This is a genomic window from Chryseobacterium populi (assembly GCF_000282115.1).
In the GTDB taxonomy this organism is placed as follows: domain Bacteria; phylum Bacteroidota; class Bacteroidia; order Flavobacteriales; family Weeksellaceae; genus Chryseobacterium; species Chryseobacterium populi.
Genome location: NZ_AKJY01000014.1, coordinates 89,797 through 107,261 on the forward strand (window position 1 = coordinate 89,797; position 17,465 = coordinate 107,261).

11 protein-coding genes are annotated in these 17,465 nt (G+C 37.7%); 5 read left to right on the plus strand and 6 right to left on the minus strand.

The window, feature by feature from the left end; all coding sequences use genetic code 11:
* Positions 1–651: 651 nt before the first annotated feature.
* The gene (locus PMI13_RS04830) at positions 652–1,977 is read right to left on the minus strand and encodes a sigma-54-dependent transcriptional regulator (protein WP_007841241.1); all 1,326 of its coding nucleotides are present in this window, start codon (positions 1,975–1,977) and stop codon (positions 652–654) included.
* A 382-nt stretch (positions 1,978–2,359) separates the two neighbouring features.
* Between PMI13_RS04830 and PMI13_RS04835 the strand changes: the two genes are divergently transcribed.
* Positions 2,360–5,227, plus strand: a complete 2,868-nt coding sequence (locus PMI13_RS04835) for a M16 family metallopeptidase (protein ID WP_051957018.1) — start codon at positions 2,360–2,362, stop codon at positions 5,225–5,227.
* Between the two features lie 69 nt (positions 5,228–5,296).
* Entirely contained in the window at positions 5,297–5,452 is a 156-nt protein-coding gene (locus tag PMI13_RS21080; protein WP_007841243.1) for a hypothetical protein, read from the plus strand.
* Positions 5,453–5,501: 49 nt separating this feature from the next.
* On the opposite strand, the gene PMI13_RS04840 is transcribed toward PMI13_RS21080, so the two are convergent.
* The 3 genes from PMI13_RS04840 to PMI13_RS04850 all read right to left on the minus strand — a co-directional run bounded on the left by PMI13_RS04840 (position 5,502) and on the right by PMI13_RS04850 (position 9,792).
* Entirely contained in the window at positions 5,502–6,581 is a 1,080-nt protein-coding gene (locus PMI13_RS04840; RefSeq protein ID WP_007841245.1) for a GNAT family N-acetyltransferase, read from the minus strand.
* Positions 6,578–7,576 (minus strand): polysaccharide deacetylase family protein, encoded by a 999-nt coding sequence (locus tag PMI13_RS04845; protein WP_007841247.1) that lies wholly within the window; start codon positions 7,574–7,576, stop codon positions 6,578–6,580. The genes PMI13_RS04840 and PMI13_RS04845 overlap by 4 nt, the downstream gene beginning before the upstream one ends.
* Before the next feature lie 77 nt (positions 7,577–7,653).
* On the minus strand, positions 7,654–9,792 hold the full coding sequence (locus tag PMI13_RS04850) for a S46 family peptidase (protein ID WP_007841249.1): 2,139 nt from the start codon (positions 9,790–9,792) through the stop codon (positions 7,654–7,656).
* A 256-nt stretch (positions 9,793–10,048) separates the two neighbouring features.
* On the opposite strand from PMI13_RS04850, the gene PMI13_RS04855 reads away from it, so the two are divergent.
* Positions 10,049–10,531, plus strand: coding sequence for a copper resistance protein NlpE (locus PMI13_RS04855; protein WP_007841251.1), 483 nt, complete (start codon positions 10,049–10,051; stop codon positions 10,529–10,531).
* Positions 10,532–10,561: 30 nt separating this feature from the next.
* Here PMI13_RS04855 and PMI13_RS04860 read toward each other — a convergent pair whose 3' ends face one another.
* Positions 10,562–11,206: an MgtC/SapB family protein gene (locus PMI13_RS04860; protein WP_007841256.1), complete on the minus strand. Its 645-nt coding sequence runs from the start codon at positions 11,204–11,206 to the stop codon at positions 10,562–10,564.
* A gap of 60 nt (positions 11,207–11,266) precedes the next feature.
* On the minus strand, positions 11,267–13,273 hold the full coding sequence (gene ligA / locus PMI13_RS04865; protein ID WP_007841261.1) for an NAD-dependent DNA ligase LigA: 2,007 nt from the start codon (positions 13,271–13,273) through the stop codon (positions 11,267–11,269).
* Between the two features lie 244 nt (positions 13,274–13,517).
* Here ligA and PMI13_RS04870 point away from each other — a divergent pair, with 244 nt between their 5' ends.
* Together PMI13_RS04870 and PMI13_RS04875 are read left to right on the plus strand one after the other, a co-directional pair.
* The gene (locus tag PMI13_RS04870) at positions 13,518–16,601 is read left to right on the plus strand and encodes a TonB-dependent receptor (RefSeq protein ID WP_007841264.1); all 3,084 of its coding nucleotides are present in this window, start codon (positions 13,518–13,520) and stop codon (positions 16,599–16,601) included.
* Positions 16,602–16,668: 67 nt separating this feature from the next.
* Positions 16,669–17,412: a glycerophosphodiester phosphodiesterase family protein gene (locus PMI13_RS04875; RefSeq protein WP_007841266.1), complete on the plus strand. Its 744-nt coding sequence runs from the start codon at positions 16,669–16,671 to the stop codon at positions 17,410–17,412.
* The last annotated feature ends 53 nt before the right edge of the window (positions 17,413–17,465 follow it).

Sequence of the window (17,465 nt, forward strand, 5' to 3'; positions counted from 1 at the left end):
GCAGCCAGCAGGATCAAACTTATAAGCATCATATTATTACGATTAAGGTTAAAAGGGTAAAGATTACATACGATACAATCAGCAAACTTAATTTTGACTGCTCCCGTTTTTTGAACGTTTTTCTTGAAATTGTCATTTTTAAATATTTTATTCTAAACCATTGATGCCAAATAAAGGTCCATTCGGATGTTTTTCATTGTAAGTGCTTTGATAGTAGTTTGTTGTGGGTTTTGAGAGTCGTGCCGGAAAATAAAAAAGCCTATCATTTTGATAGGTGTGTTATTAAAATGATAGGATGAAAAGCTAGAGGATAGGAGTTAGAAATTAGTATTTAACATTCTGATACTATTCCGGAATACTAATTTTAGAATTTAGTGTCGCATAATGTATACACAACTGCATCTGTATCAATTTATTTCACCCGTGTTTTTAAGCTTGTTTGTAGAAATTAAAGCTTATAGGTTTTTAAAACCTATAAGCTTTTAATCCACAAGGTTTGTATCCTTAAAGAATCTAAGTATAGTATTAATAAAAGTCAAATGTTGACTTAGAGTTCGTGTGGTATACATTTTAGACAAACATCTGTGTCAATTTGTAAAACGTAAGTTCGGCGAAATCAAATCTGTGGTTAATAAAAATGGGTTAAGATTTTTATCTCAAATTATATTCCTCCAGCTTGCGGTAGAGTGTGGCGATACCGATTTCCAGCAGTCTTGCTGCTTCAGCTTTATTTCCTTTCGTGTATTGCAGGACTTTCTGGATATGCTCTTTTTCCAAAGATTTTATACTTAAGGAATCTTTTTCCACCCCCGTTTTCTCTGAATAATGGGGAAGGCTTTCTGCATCTAAAGTGTTTCCATTCATTAAGATTAAACTTCTTTCTATGGTATTTCTCAGCTCGCGGATATTCCCTTTCCACTCGTTTTTTTCCAATGTTTTATAATAATCGGGAGAAACCTGAACTGCTGTCAGATGCAGCTTGTGTGAAAAAGTATCGATGAAGTTTTTGGTCAGCATTTTTAAATCTTCTTTCCTTTCACGAAGTGGAGGCAGGTTGATTTCAAAGACATTTAACCGGAAATAGAGGTCTTCCCTGAAGTGGCCTTCTTTTATTTCATCCTCCAGATTCCTGTTGGTAGCAGCTATCAGCCTGAAATCTGATTTTGAAACTTTTGTTTCCCCCATTTTGATAAATTCCTTTGTTTCCAGAACACGGAGTAATTTAGCCTGAAGTTCGATGGGCATTTCCCCGATTTCATCCAAAAATAAAGTCCCGGCGTTAGCTTCCTCTATCAGTCCCTTTTTATCTTTTACAGCTCCGGTAAAAGCTCCCTGTTTATGCCCGAAAAGTTCACTTTCAAGAATTTCCTTACTGAATGCAGAACAGTTGATTGCAACAAAATTATTTTTCTTTCTTTCACTTCCTTCATGAATCGCATTGGCGAAAACTTCTTTTCCGGTCCCGGTTTCTCCGGTAAGAAGGACTGTTGCATCGGTCATAGCAACTTTTTCTGCTAATTTTTTAGCCTGGAGAATTAAAGGCGCATTTCCGATAATCTGATTAAATCCTTTTAAGGCAGAGCTTTTCTGAACGATTTTAGATTTATTGTCCTTTACTTTTTCCATAGCTTTATATACCAAAGGAATGATCTTCTCATTGTCATCGCCTTTCACGAGGTAATCGTAAGCACCGTTTTTCATTGCCTGAACGGCATCGGTAATATTCCCGAAAGCAGTCATTAAAATGATTTCCAGAGATGGGTATTTGGTTTTTATGGATTTCACGAGCTCAACCCCGAAGGCATCCGGAAGGCGTACGTCACTTAATACGATGTCAAAATCATATTGCTCAAGCATTGTTATTGCTGAACGCGCTGTAGATGCTTCTTTTACGTTAAAATCTTCTTGGGAAAGAATCATTCCTAATAATTTCAGGAGCTTGATCTCGTCATCGATGATCAGAATGTTTCCGTGCATGATGTAAATTTTTGGAAAACTAATGCAAACTTAAACAAACTTCCAGATACAAAACGATAGTTGTTGATTTTTTATTTAGGGATAAGGCAAAATCGAAAAACTGTAAAATCGTTAAAATGCTAAAGTAAAGCTATTAAAGTATGACAAAGTTATCCGAATAAAGCCAAATTTTTGCGATTAGCAGATTATAATAATAAAACAAGATTGAAAATTATCCCTCTGACGGATTTTTACAGTTTTGCGATTTTGCCTTTTAGCCCTTTGGCTTTTTTGCTTTCCTCTGCCATAAATCATCCCGATAGACGTAATAATAATAAATTTAGAAGGTTATTCCTTACATTTGTAATACATTCTGATGCAAAGAATGAAAATGAGCTTACATATGACTGACAAAAGATATAAGGAGACGATTCATACAGATACAAACAACTACGAGTACATCACCATCACCCGCGACGAAAATAAAGTAAGAATTTATACCCTGAAAAACGGGCTTAAAGTTTTTCTGGCGCAGAATTTTGATGCACCGAAAATTCAGACTTTTATTCCCGTGAGAACAGGAAGTAATAATGACCCTGCTGATAATACAGGTTTGGCGCATTATCTTGAGCATATGATGTTTAAAGGAACTTCAAAAATCGGGACTCATAACTGTGAAAAAGAAAAAGCCTTACTGGATCAGATTTCTGAATTGTACGAACAGCACAAAGCAGAACCGGATGCCGGTAAAAAGAAAGAAATTTATAAAAAAATAGATCAAATTTCTCAGGAAGCAAGCCAGTATGCGATTGCGAACGAGTATGATAAAATAATTTCCTCATTGGGAGCTACCGGAACAAATGCCCATACCTGGTTTGATGAAACGGTTTATAAAAATAATATACCGAATAATGAACTTGAAAAATGGCTGAAAGTAGAAAAAGAAAGATTTTCAGAAATTGTGCTGCGTCTTTTCCATACTGAGCTGGAATCTGTATATGAGGAATTCAACAGGGCACAGGATAATGATACAAGACTGGTAAGCTATGAGCTGATGGATGCCTTATTTCCTACTCATCCAAACGGGCAACAGACCACGCTGGGAAAAGCAGAACATCTTAAGAATCCCTCTATGAAAGCAATTCATAAATATTTTGATGAATATTATGTTCCCAATAATTATGCAATGGTACTGGTAGGAGATCTGAATTTTGAAGAAACAATCTCATTGATCGATCAGTATTTTGGAGCAATTCCTTACAGAGAGCTTCCGAAGAAAACACCGGTTATTGAACAGCCGATTACCGGAATTATAGAAAGAACGGTGAAAAGCCCGACAACTCCACGGGTTCAGCTGGCCTGGAGAACTGAAAGCTATGGAACGAGAGAAGCCATGCTCGCAGATGTTGTAGCCAATATCCTGAGCAATAGGGGAGAAGCAGGATTATTGGATCTCCATATTAACCAGACTCAAAAAATGCTTTGGGCACAGGCTTTTTCCGTGGGATTAAAACAGTATGGATACTTTTCAATAGTTGCGGTTCCGAAAGAAACGCAGACGTTGGATGAAGCGAAAAAAATGGTTTTAGAAGAAGTTGAATTGGTGAAAAAAGGGGAGTTTCCTGATTGGATTCTGCCTGCAATCATCAAAGATTTTAAACTTCAGCGGCTGAAGGGGCTGGAAACAGCGGAAGGCCTTGCTACAAATCTTTACGATACCTATATCAAAGGAAGAACCTGGGAAGAGGAGCTGAATGAAATGGATCAGTATGAAGCATTCACCAAACAGGATATTGTAAATTTTGCCAATGAATTTTTCAGAGACAATTATGTGGTGGTCAATAAAGAAAAAGGGATTAATGATAAGCTTTTAAGAGTTGATAATCCGGGAATTACCCCTGTTAAAATCAACCGTGAGGCCCAGTCTGAATTTTTAAAACAGATTTTAGAAGAAAAAACAGATGACATTCGACCGGAATTTATTGATTATGACAAAGAAATAAAAACAGATACAGTTAAAGACAAAAAGCTGAGCTTTGTAAAAAATAAATACAATGAAATTGCCCAGGTACATTTTATCTTTCCGTTTGGAAGTGATCATGACAGGGATCTTGGGATTTCAACACAAGTGCTCCAATATCTTGGAACTGAAAAATATTCACCGGAAGATCTGAAAAAAGAGTTCTTTAAAATCGGGGTAAGCAATGATTTTAAAACCACAGCCGATCAGCTTCTGATCTCATTAAGCGGACTGGAAGAAAATATAGAGAAAGGGATAGTACTGCTTCAGCACTGGATGTACCATGTGAAACCGGATCAGGAAATTTACAGCCAGTTTGTAGATACCGTTCTTGAAAACCGGGCAGCGGTAAAAAAGGATAAAAACCGTATTATGACGGCTCTAACGAACTATACCAAACTGGGCAGCTTTTCCCGCTTCACCGATATTATTTCTAAAGATGAGCTTGAAAACAGCAAAGTGGAAGTATTTGCAGACAGGATGAAGCAACTGTTCAGATATCCTTATCAATTGTTTTTCTACGGAAAAGATTTTGAACGTTTTAAAAACTATATCGACCAATATATTGAAGAGGCCAACCTGGACATCCCGGAACCTAAAAAATATCCTGAGCCTGAAACCAACGGAAACGTTTACTTCACAGATTATGATATGGTACAGATGGAAATGAGTAAGGTAGGAAAGGGGCATGACGTGGATACTTACAATTTTGGAAAGATCAATGTTTTCAACGAATATTTTGGAAGAGGCCTGTCGTCTATTGTTTTCCAGGAGATCCGCGAAAGTAAGAGTTTAGCATATTCCGCCTATGTTTCTTATGCTGCCAATTCAGAATTAGGGCATCCTGATTATGTCACTACCTATATCGGGACACAGCCGGATAAACTTCAGATTGCTGTAGATACAATGGCTGGTCTGATGAATGAGCTCCCGGAAGTACCGATTCAGTTTGAAAATGCAAAAAATGCAGCTTTGAAGCAAATTGCCTCGGCGAGAATTACCAGAACGAATATATTTTTCAATACCCTAAAACTGAAAAAATTAGGTATTGCCTATGATTTCAGGAAAGATATTTACCGGCAGATTCAGGACCTTAAATTTGAGGATGTGAAGTTGTTTTATCAGACGAAAATAAAGCCGATCCGTTTTAATACTGCGATCATCGGGAAAAAAGAAAATCTCAATATGGATGCGGTACATCAGATGGGAGCCTTTAAAGAACTGGATCTAAAAGATATTTTTGGGCATTAATCACATTGCTAATGTTTTACAGCGGATTTTGTTTATATTAGTATATTAAATTTTAAAACAATATTAATTATGAAAAAAATCACAGAAAACAAGAAACAATTTACAGTTCTGAACAGCAAAAATATGAAAGCTATTGTAGGAGGAGACGGGAATACCCCTGTTGTACCGAAAGAAGAACCTAAAAGAATAACCGAAGTGGCTCCGGTTCTTATCGGTGGTTTTTAAAATAAACCTTCAATATTTTAAATAAAAAAAGCATCACTGGATGCTTTTTTTAGGTCATGACACAATCCCCGTCACCATCCTGGAAATTAGGATTAAAGTTTTCAGAAAGATTTTTGAGGAGCTGTTGGTGAAGCAGATACCTTCTTTCAAGATCTCGTTCATGAATTTTAGGAAAGCCTTTGGTCTCTTCAATTTTTTTATTAAGCTCAGCCTGATAACTCGTTAATATCTTGACTTTATTTTTAATGATGAAATAGCTTAAAAACTGAATAAACCGGCTTAAATCTGAATCAGTGAACAGGTAAGAAACTTTCAGATGCCCATCGCGTAAAAGCAAAAGCGAGCAGGTAATTAAAGTGTTATTTTCATCATAAATTTTCACCCAGAAGTACCGAAAAACCTTTGCATAGCTTGAAAACATGTATTTTTCGTCTTCCGTTTCACGTTCCAAAACCCACGGGTTTTCTATAAGGGAATTAATCTCATCAGCATTCCGGTTGCTTTGAAATTTTGAAATGAAACCGGCACTTTCCGAATCTATTTTACCGATAACCTCAAATTTGAAATCAGGTTGATTCTTAAAGCTGTTTTTTAAAGAAATCAGTGAATTGATCATTCCATCCGCAATTCCAAAAAGAGGCTTTAAAGATTTTGTATCAGGTTTTTTGGTGGGAATTATAGTTTGAAAGTCAGTCCGGAAATAATACCTTTTCCCGGTCTTAGGCTGAATGTACTGGAAAACACCTACTTTATTGTACAGACTTTCAGCTTCTTTGGTGAATTCCGTAAGGGCGATATTTCCGTCATATGCTTCAAATGCTTTGCTGAGAAGTGCCTGCGCGATCCTTTTTCCCCGGAACTGGTCACCGATGTATAAGGTACTCAGCCATGCATAATTAAGCCGGATCCCATCAATTTTAAAATGATCGGGAAAACAGCCCAGATAACCTGCAAGCCGCTCATCATCAAAAGCCAGAATAAGCAATGTCTGCTCATCAGTAGCCTTGGGATTGGCTATATGTGATTTTGCCCTGTGCTCTGTAATGGGCAGAAAATCGTACTTTCTGAACTCACCGGATGATACAAATTCTGAAAGTTGCTGTTTGTTCAATGTTTTCAAATGTATCATTTCCTTGTAATGGTATTTTTACTGAGCAATTTCTTTAATCTGAAATAAGCAATTTCTTTTTTTATAATTTTTTCTGCATTCTCACCCGTTTCCATTGGGATTCTGTGAAAGTTTCTGGTAACACTGTCAAGTTTTATTCCGGCACTGCCAAAGCTGCAGATGAAGTCTCTATTTTTAAAAAGCTGATCAAAAAAAGCTTTTTTTACTCCAAAATCTGTGAAAGGGAAGGCAAAACTTTCATAAAGAAAATTATTTTCCTTTAAATAATCAAAACTTTTTTCTGTGGCTTCAAGTTGCTCAGCTAAACTCAGCTCATGATAAAGCGGATGATCCCAGCTGTGAGAAGAAATTCCGAACCCCTTTTTAGCCAGGCTTTTTAATTGCTCAAAGCTTAAATAAGGTTGTTGCTCCTTTAAAAAAGCTGTAAAACTGAGTTCAAGCTTTTCTGCAATCTGATCAAGAATTTCCCGTTGATGATAGCTGATTTTTAATATCCTTTGTTGAATGTTTTCTTTTGAAAGATAATCGGTCTGAAGGATTGTCCTTATTTCCGGGGGTAAAATTTTCGCAGTTTCAACAGCATTGAAAATCAGGCTTGCCTTGCAGCGGAACATCAGATCTTTATTGCCGATGAAGGAAGGATTGATAAAGTTGATGGCATAAATCCCTTTTCTCTCTAAAACAGGGGTGATAATATCATAAAATTCCCTTAGTCCATCATCAAAAGTGAGTAATGCAATTTTTTTCCGGGCTTTAAAATTTCCCTTACTATATTCTTTAAATTCATCCCAATCTACAAACTGGAAATGCTGTAAAAGATAATCCAGGTCTTCTTCAAACTGCTTTATATTTTTATACAGGATGATGCGGTTGAGGTGAGGCAGATCTTCACTGGAAACACAATGATAGACAGGCAGGCAATAGTCTAAAGGGAAAGACTTTTCAATGTTTTCTCCTTCAAATGCCGCTAGTAAGCTGATGATACTGTCTTTCATTGTTTTAATAAAAAAGAATCTATTTAAATTTTCAGATGATTATTTAAATAGATTCTAAAAGTTTAACGTTAAGGAAATTACTTCACTACTTTCATTTCATCGATCAGCCATTTAGAATCGGCAAATTTATCGATGATAAAAAGGATGTATTTTGTATCTACCATAATATTTCTGCTGAAACGCGGGTCGTAATTGATGTCACTCATGGTGCCTTCCCATTGTCTGTCGAAGTTTAATCCTACCAGGTTCCCGTAGGCGTCAAGAGCCGGGCTTCCGGAGTTTCCTCCCGTTGTATGGTTGGTTGCTGTAAATCCTACAGGAACGTCACCTGTTTTATCCTTATAGAGTCCGTAGTCTTTTTTGTTGTACAGATCAATCAGCTTTTTAGGAACATCAAATTCATAATCTCCGGGTACATATTTTTCTATAACACCAGCCAAATGCGTTTGATAGTCATAAGAAACAGCATCTCTAGGGCTCGATCCTTTTACTTTTCCGTAGGTTACCCGAAGCGTGGAGTTGGCATCCGGGAAGAATTTTCTGTCTTTATCCGTTGCCATCTGCTGAGCCATGAAGGTTTTCTGCAATGCATCAATTTTTGTCTGAATCGATGTAAACTGAGGGTCGGCAGTTTTCATATACGTTTCCTTGATATTAGTGAATAGCTGATAAACAGGATCTTTTTTCAATGTTTTGATTAATTTATCCTGATTAGAGAATGCTTTATCAACATCTGTGCTCAGAGAAGCCCCGTTTACGGCAGCTCTTCCTGTGATGATGGAATTTTTAGAGATTTCTTCTATCGTCTGGATGTTCTGCGCTTCATTTTTGTATTTATCAAATCCTGCAGGCAAGAATTGTGCTGCTGTTTTATTAGCGTACAAAGCCAGCAATTTAGCTGTTACTTTAGCATCCAGTTCTGCACTGTAGTCTTTATAGAAAGAAGTTAATCTGTTTTTAAAAGCAGTTGTGCCTTTTTCATCCATTCTTCCTGCTTCTACAGCAGTGATGTAGTTGGAATAAAGATTGGCCAGCATCAGGGTTTCTGCATTTCTGATCACTTCTGAATAATAGGCGTTGTTTAATGCAAAAGGAGCCTGGTCGTTATAAAGCTTGTTGAGCTGGTCTAAAGTAGTTTTAATTTCAGGGTTTTTAGATACCAGAGAACCTTCATACATTACTTTTTTCTCAACGGCATTCGATTTTTTAAGGCCTTCTACCTCGCCGATCCATTTTTTCCAGTAATTGGCAACCGACGCATATTTTGATGCATATTTAATACGTGTGGCGTCGTCTGCACGCATTCTTTCGTCTAAAGTTTTTAAAGCGACGTCGCGTACAGCGATTCTTGCAGGATCAATTTCCTTCATGATCTTTTCCACAGCGATGGCAGGAAGATATTCTGTAGTTCTTCCCGGGAACCCGAATACAAAAGTGAAATCATTTTCATTTTTATCTTTTACGGAAACCGGAAGATAGTGCTTCGGTACATACGGGATATTATCTTTGGAATATTCTGCAGGCTTATTGTTTTTATCTGCATAAATTCTGAACATAGAAAAATCCCCGGTATGCCTTGGCCAGACCCAGTTATCCGTATCGCTTCCGAATTTCCCGATGCTTTGCGGTGGTGCACCCACTAAACGTACGTCTTTATAGGTTTCGATCGTATAAGCGTAATACTTGTTTCCATAGTACATTGATTTTACGGAAATCGTCTGATATGGCTCAATTTTCTGTGTATTTTTATAGATTTCAATATTGTTGTTGATCTTTTTTGAAAGTTCAGGCTCCGTAAGGTTGTCTGTTCCTTCTAAAATTTGATTACTAACCTCTTTGATATCTGCAATAAAATCTACTGTTACGCCTGGGTTCGGAAGTTCCTGTTCCATGTTTTTAGCCCAGAATCCATTGGATAAAAGGTCATTTTCAACCGTTGAATGGGCCTGGATCTGCCCGAAACCGCAGTGGTGATTGGTTAATACCAAACCTTTCGGTGAAATGATTTCGGCAGTACAGCCACCGTTGAATTGTACTACAGCATCTTTTATGCTTGCTTTTTGAGGGTTGAAGATGTCTTTTGCAGAGATTTTCATGCCCAGGTCTTTCATTTCCTTTTCATTGAGCTCTGTAGGGATCCACATTCCTCCATATTGCTGTGCAAACGCCATCGCAGCCGGCAAAAGAAATACAGATAAAAGTATCTTTTTTGTCATAATCAAAATTTTGCCCAATTTACGAAGAAAAATTTAATGATTGATGGAGAAATTTGGGTGGATTGGTCGAAAGTATGAAGTCGAGAATTCATAGTTTAAAGTTAGTGTTTAAAGTTGGATGATGTCAGATTATAATCGATACAGTACTTTAACTTCCGGCTCCCTTCTTCTGTCTTCCAGCCTCTCTCAACTCTTAACCACCCATCCACTGGCTTAATTTTTGTTTTCTAAAACCCAACCCATTTAATTATTCAATATGAAACATTCAATTCAAATTTTAGGAATTGCAGCAATGGCTTTTCTGTCTTCCTGCTCACCTAAAGAAAAACCTCAGGAAGTAATTCCCAATCCGAAAACTGATCCTGTGGCAATTCAAACTCCGATGGATACTACTTCCACGATAGTTGAAGATAAAGCCCATAATTCTCAGAATTCTTTGGACTGGGATGGGATTTATGAAGCAGTAGTGCCTTGTGCTGACTGCCCGGGAATAAAAACGACTTTGACTTTAAATAAAGACAAGACTTTCAGTATTACCGAAGAATACCTGGAAAGAAAATCTAAAAATGAAGATAAAGGAAGCTTTGAATGGGATAACACAGGAAGCGTAATCACTCTGAAAGGAAAGAATGCAAATTATAAATACAAAGTGGGCGAAAATACACTCACCCAGCTGGATCTTAGTGGTAAACCTATTGATGGCCCCAACAAAGATTTATATGTTTTCAAGAAAAAATAAAGGCCAGCGGCCTTTATTTTTTTGTTTTTTCTAAAACTGATAAGCAATTATTTTTTTATCATCCATCAGGCTTTTAATGAGGTTTTCATGATGGTTGTTTTTTCCTGTCAGCCTCCATATGGTAGCCAGGTTTCCCTCAGTATATTGCTGCCTCATCATCAGATACTTTAAATGGTGTTGCCTGAACAGGTCTTCGCAGTGTTCAATATATTCCGAATCTGAAACGGAAATTTTATATTCCCTGATTTTATGATTATTATCAATGAAGTTTTGAAGATAGTTAAGAGAGCTTAAAATCAGTAATACAAGAACAGTTCCCAGAAGTGACAGGTAAACATATCCTGAGCCTACTGCCATTCCTATCGATGCAGTTGCCCAGATCGTAGTTGCAGTGGTGATTCCATCAATTTTATTATCTCCCTTAAAAATAACGCCTGCTCCCAGAAATCCTATTCCGGTAATAATATTGGCGGCAAGGCGGTCCGGATTTTCCACACCGATTTTTATGGAAAGAATGGTAAACAAACAGGATCCGAAACATACCAGAATAAAAGTACGCAGCCCTGCCGATTTGTTCCGGTATTCTCGTTCTGCACCTATTAAAATCCCAAGAAGTACAGAAATAAATATCAGCAGCAGTTCATTTTGTATAGAATGGTCCTGTAAAAACTCCATTTTTTAATTTACTTGGAATAAAATTACAATAAAATGCTGAGATATAATTACCTGAATTTTTTACTGTTTTTGAATCAGGTCCAGGAATTGCTGCTCATCAAGAATTTCAATGGTTCCGATATCCTGCGCTTTTTTCAGCTTGCTGCCTGCTTTTTCACCTACAATCAGGTAATTCAGGTTTTTTGAAACCGCAGAAATATTTTTCCCGCCGTGTTTTTCTACCATTTCTTCGGCTGATTCTCTTGTAAATAAAGATAATTTTCCGGTAAAGAGAAACGTTTTTCCCTCTAAAACATTCGATAAAACCTCATTGGTGCTTTCTCCTTTTTCAAGCTGAACTCCATAAGATTTTAGTCTTTCGATCATTAAAACATTCTCGGAATTAGCAAAGAAGTCGACAATGCTTACAGCGATTTTAGTTCCGATATCTTCTACCTGGCAAAGCTCTTCTACTGTGGCATTTTTCAGTTCTTCAATCGTAGGAAAATTTTTAACCAGCTTCTTGGCAACGGTTTCTCCAACATGTTTGATTCCTATTCCGTAAAGCACTTTTTCAAATGCAATTTCTTTGGATTTTTCGATTCCTGAGATAATGTTTTGTGCTGATTTTTCCGCCATTCTTTCTAATGGAAGAAGCTGCTCTTTTGTTAAAACATAGAAATCTGCAGGGTTTTCAATCAGTCGTTCCCTGTATAGCTGCTCGATTGTTTCGCTTCCGAGATTTTCAATATTCAGCGCTTTCCGGGAAACATAGTGGATCATTCTTCCGACTACCTGGGGCGGACAATGCAATTCATTCGGACAGAAATGAATGGCCTGATCTTCTATTTTTACCAGTTCGGTACCACATTCAGGACAGTGTTTGATGTATTCAATTTCTTTGCTTTCGGGAGTTCTTTTTTCCGTATTGATGCCTACAATTTTCGGGATAATTTCACCTCCTTTTTCCACATACACAGAATCATGCTCATGGAGGTCCAGTTTCTTAATAATATCTTCATTATGAAGGGAGGCTCTTTTTACAATGGTTCCTGCCAATAGTACGGGTTTCAGGTTGGCAACAGGGGTAATGGCTCCGGTTCTTCCTACCTGGTAAGAAACGCTCTGAAGGTCGGTTTCTACTTTTTCAGCTTTAAATTTATAAGCCATTGCCCAGCGTGGGGACTTTGCGGTATATCCAAGCTGACGTTGCTGCTTAAGGGAATTCACTTTCAATACAATACCGTCAATCTCAAAAGGAAGATGATGGCGTTCTGTGTCCCAGAAGTTAATGAATTCCTTTACCTCATCCATTGTGCTGCAAAGTTTGGCCTGCTGTGAAATTTTGAATCCCCAGTTGTTGGCTTTCTGAAGCAGCTCCCAATGGGTTTCCGCGGGTACTTCTTCTGAAATATATTGGTACAGAACAGACGAAAGTCCGCGTTTCCTTACCTCGCCGCTATCCTGCATCTTTAAGCTTCCGCTTGCGGTATTTCTGGGGTTCATAAACGGATCCAGGCCTTCTTCTTCCCGAAGCTTATTGATTTTATCAAAGTTTTTTCTGGTCAGATAAATCTCACCACGCATAAAAAAATGAGTAGGAAAATCGCCTTTTAAAGTTAATGGAATATCGGAAATGGTACGGACATTGGCCGTAATTTCATCTCCCTGAAATCCGTCCCCACGGGTGACGGCCTGTACGAGCTTTCCGTTTTCATAAAGAATTGAAATGGATGCACCGTCATATTTTAATTCAGCAACAAATTCTACGGGATCATCAATGGTTTTGATAATCCGTTTTTCCCAGTCCTCAAGATCATCAGAATCATAGGAATTGTCCAGAGAATACATTCTGAATTTATGCTGAATGGTCGGAAAAACTTTTGTGATTCCTCCTCCTACCCGTACAGTAGGCGAATTATCGTCATGAAACTCCGGATACTGGGCTTCAAGATCCTGAAGCTCTTTCAGCAGCAGATCGAATTCAAAATCTGAAATGGTAGGTTCATCCAGTAAATAATAATTCTCATTATGCTGGTGAAGCTCTTTACGAAGCTTTTCTATCTTTTGTTGAATATTTTCGGACATTGCTGTTTCTTTCTTTTAGGCAAAAATAGCTAAAGTAATCACATCTAAAAAATAAGATAATTAAATAGTCTGATAAAATTAAAATTGTGTAATGTGATGTAACGGACTGATTGTATAAGCGATACGTTGAATGTTAAAAAATCAGTTAACATAGCGTTATGATTTAATTGAATAAATGTTAAAATTTCCTTAAACATCCGACGGTAAAAGTCAGGATACCTTTGCATCTAGCTAATTTGAAAAAATGAGAAAAGTAAAGATTGTCTTGGGATTATTGTTCTTAAGTTTCGGAACACTGGCTTATGCGCAGACTACGCAGGCTTCTATACTGGGTAAAGTTACCGGTACCGGTAATACAGCTCAGGAAAAAATGAAAGTAACAATTGTTAATGAGTCTACAGGTTTCAGAACAGAAACGGAAACCAACTCAAAAGGGGAATATATCTTCAAAGAGATTCCTCTGGGAGGCCCTTATACCGTGATAGTGAATGATGAGAAAAAGGAAGGTTATACGGTGAACTTCGGTGATCAGGTTACAGTAAACGTGAGTCTGGGCGGAAATGAGAAAGTTCTGGAAGAAGTGGTAATTGTAGGGAATCTTAAAAATAAGATCGGAAATTTAGGCGCTGCAACCGCTATCTCAGCTAAAAACATCGGAGTTTTACCGGTAAACGGAAGAAATTTTACCAGTCTTACAGATTTGTCTCCTTTAAGTGGAAAAGGAGGAAATTTATCAGGGCAATTAGGATCTTCCACCAATTTCACAATTGACGGGATGAATGCCAAAAACCCTACCTCAGCAGGATCCACAACCAGCCGTAGCGGTGCCCCTTTTTCCATTTCAATTGAGGCCGTTCGTGAATTTAAAATTACCACCAATCAATATGATGTGACGCTGGGAAGAAGTGGTGGTGGTACAGTAAGTGCAGTAACAAAATCTGGAACCAACAAATTTTCCGGAAGTGCCTGGGAATACCTGAGAACAGGATGGTTATCCAGCAAATATGATATCAGGGGAAATGAAAGAGTCAATGATTTCTCTACTTCCCAGTTCGGGTTTTCATTAGGAGGCCCGATTATTAAAAACAAATTGCATTTTTTTGCGGCATGGGATCACCAGCTGGATTCAAGACCATTAATTATTGCAGATGTAAGGACGAAAGACGATGCATTGAGATTCAATGTAACCAATGAAACGCTGAACCAGGTTTTAAGCATCGGAAGGACAAAATACGGAGTAGGAAACACACCACAGTTCGGAAGCTTTGATAAAGTGAGAAACTCCGATGCCGGATTTTTACGTTTAGACTGGCAGATCAACCCTAAAAACCTATTGACTTTAAGAAACAACTTTACTTATGATTTCAATAAAAACGGTTTAGCAGATAATACAGCAATCAATTTCTTTGAATCTTTCGGAAATGACAGAAACCTTGATAACAGCTTATTATTAACGCTGAGATCCAATTTAAAGCCTAATCTTACCAACGAATTAAAAGGGCAGTATTTATATACCTACCAGAACAGTTTCCAGAATGATGAGTTAGGACGTCCGGTTCCGAGAGCTATTGTAGAACGGGTACCGTCTACGATTGAAGGTATCAACCTTGCGACCAATATTCAGATGGGAGGTCACCGTTTCGGGCAGGAAAGCTTCAGAAACAATGTATTCCAGATCGTTGATAACTTATATTACAATACAGATAAGATCAAATATACTTTCGGGGCAGATTTGATGTATACGCACGCCAAATCAATCTATGGAAGTGAAGTAAACGGTAGGTTCCAGTTCCTGGGAATTGATAATTTTAACAACCTTACCCCTTACAGGTTTTACAGAGAAGTACCTTTGGTAGAAGATCCTTCTGTAAAATCCAGTATCTGGAATATCGGGGTTTATGGCCAGGTTCAGGCTAAAATTGCAAAAGGACTTGATGTAATGGCCGGCTTAAGATTAGATTACGGCGGTTATCCGAAAGCTGAATTTAATCAGAAGCTATATGATGAAATGGGAATCAGGACGGATAATAATATTAAATCTTTTATCATCCAGCCGAGGTTTCAGTTTGACTGGAATATCAATGAAGGAAATAAAGATTTCGTGAAATTCGGTGCCGGGATTTTCTCTTCCGATATCAACAATTACATGATCATCAACAACCTTGTTTTCGACGGAAGGCATCTGGCAACAGTGGATGTTAATCCTACAACCATCGGCCTGACTCCGGATTTTGCAAGCTACAGGAATGATTACGGAACAGTTCCCACTCTTTCGCAATACCAGCTTCCTACCATCAATTATACCGGTAAAGATGCAAAAATCCCGATCGTTTATAAAGCCAATATCTCTTATACCCATTTCTTTAATGAAAGGTTCAGGGCAGGTGTGGCAGCTTATGCAGCTTTGGGAAGGAACAACTATTTCTATTATGACAGGAATATGGTGGCCAATCCTTACTTTACACTGGATAAAGAGGGTGGAAGAGGAGTTTTTGTTCCTTTAAATACAGTAAATGCCAACGGAACGGTAGACTGGAAAGCCGGAAGAATCAATAAGAATTTCGGAAGGGTGTTGGAGCTTGTGAGCGATGGTAAAGTAAACCAGTTCTCTTTTGTGTTTGATACAAGCTACCGTTATTACAAAGACGGAGAGATTACGGCAAGTTATACATGGTCTGATATTAAAGACAACACTTCTTACAATGGAAACGTAGCCAATACCGCTACTTTATCAACAGTGGTTCAGAGTGACCCGAGAGATTTGAGGATGAACTATTCGGACAACCAGTTCAGAAATAAAGTAGTATTATACGGAAACTCGCCGACTGTTGCAGGATTTATCATAGGGATCAGGTATTCAGGAATCGGGGGAACACGTTTCTCAGTAACAACGGGTGGTAACGTTAACGGGGATTTCGTAGATTCCAACGATCTTGCATACATCTTCCCGAATCTTACCCAAACCCTGATTGATAATCCTGAAGTAGGAAAAGCACTGAAAGAATACATCACCGATTATAACAACAAAATTGCAGAACGTAACGGCGGCAAAAACGGATTCTATGGAGTTTGGGATATTCGGATTGCCAAAAAATTAAAGTTCCAGAAGATCGGAGCGTTTGAGCTGTCAGTGGATATTTTCAACGTAGCCAATATGCTTAATAAAGAATGGGGTGTGAATAAATCTTACGGAAATACTTCACTGTACAGAATTACAGGATTTGATCCGGCAACCAAAGAATTTAAGTACAGCTTGAATACCAGTGGTCTAGAGCCTTTGTCAGGGAACCCTTACCAGATTCAGCTTGGTGCCAAGTATACTTTCTAAAAATTAAACATTACCTTTATATAAAAGTCCGTTAAAGGCTTTTACATTTTTAATATCAGATTATATTATGAAAAATTTTATCTTAGGGTTAGCAGTTTTAAGTACAGTTTTAATGAAGGCACAAACCCAGATTATCGCACACAGAGGCTATTGGCAGACACAGCCGGCCACAACGGAGAACTCACTGAAATCATTGGAAAATGCACAGAACCTGAAGATCTACGGGTCTGAATTTGATGTGAGAATGACGAAAGACGGTGTTTTAGTGGTCAACCACGATGAGCATCACGGGAAAATGGAAATTTCAGAAACCGATTTTAAAGAATTGAAAAAACTGAAATTATCAAACGGTGAAGATTTTCCTACTTTAAAAGATTATCTGAAACAGGGAAAGAAAGATAAATCACTGAAACTGATTGTTGAGATTAAGCCTGATAAAACAAAAGAAAAAGAAGATGAGCTGACAGCGAAAACGGTTAAAATGATTAAAAGTATGAAGCTCGAATCTCAGAGTGAATTTATCTCTTTCAGTTTGAATATCTGTAAGGAAATCAAAAAGCTTGAACCTGCATTTAAAGTACAGTATCTGAAAGGAGAGCTGTCTCCGGAGCAGATTAAGAATGAAGGTTTAGACGGAATAGATTATCATTACAGTATTTTCCAGAAAAACCCGACCTGGATTTCTGAAGCTAAAGCATTAGGTTTAATTACTAATGCATGGACGGTAAATGATGTTGCCATTTCAGATGAATTAAAAGCGCAGGGAATAGGATTTATTACTACCAATATTCCGGATCAGTTAAAAAAATAAAATTTTTAATTTTTTCTTACTACTTATAATTTCTAAAACTTGCTTTCTTAAAG